Source organism: Helicobacter sp. T3_23-1059 (assembly GCF_053654515.1).
Genome location: NZ_JBSIUV010000177.1, coordinates 1 through 769, shown reverse-complemented (window position 1 = coordinate 769; position 769 = coordinate 1). Strand labels below are relative to the sequence as shown.

1 protein-coding gene is annotated in these 769 nt (G+C 40.4%); it reads left to right on the top strand.

The window, feature by feature from the left end; all coding sequences use genetic code 11:
* Positions 1-112 precede the first annotated feature (112 nt).
* On the top strand, positions 113-769 hold a 657-nt coding region (locus ACWIX0_RS13915), incomplete at its 3' end, for an MBOAT family O-acyltransferase (RefSeq protein WP_454174575.1).

Sequence of the window (769 nt, the reverse complement as noted above, 5' to 3'; positions counted from 1 at the left end):
CTCCATTGCGCTAGGGTGGCTCAATGGGTGGATTCAATCCCCAAAATTCTACTTCATTTTAGGCATAATTTTCAATCTATCGCTTCTTTGCTTTTTTAAATACACGGATTTTTTGCTAGAAAACTTCAATTTGTTTAGTCAAATAGCGCATTTAGATTTTAATATCCCTTTGCCACATATCCTTTTGCCTCTTGCATTAAGTTTTGTAACCTTTCAGCAAATCGCGTTTTTGTTTGACTGCTACAAACACGCAAAAGGGCAATCAAATGAAAATCTAAACAGCAAAAATATTGATTTTATCGATTACGCGCTCTTTATTAGCTTTTTTCCGCAACTTATAGCTGGACCAATCGTGCATCACAAAGAAATGATGCCACAATTTGCAAAAATGAGCGCAAATTTTAGCGATTCAAACGATTCGTCATTGCGAGATTTGCAAAGCAAAGCAAGTGTAACGAAACAATTCATAACTTCCCCCTCCCTTGCGAAAAATACCCGACCCCAAACCCCTCCCGCAAGGGGAGGGGCTTACATTGATTCCCCCTCCCTTGCGGAGGGGGCTAGGGGGTGGGTAAAATCCACACAAAAATCAATAGATTGCCACGATTCTGCAACCAAAGTCGCAGAATCTCGCAATGACACCATAAACTACGAATACCTAGCCAAAGGCATTTTCATTTTCTCAATCGGGCTTTTTAAAAAAGTATTCATCGCAGATAGTTTCGCCAAATGGGCAAATGCAGGATTTAGCATTGTCGAAAACGGCGGA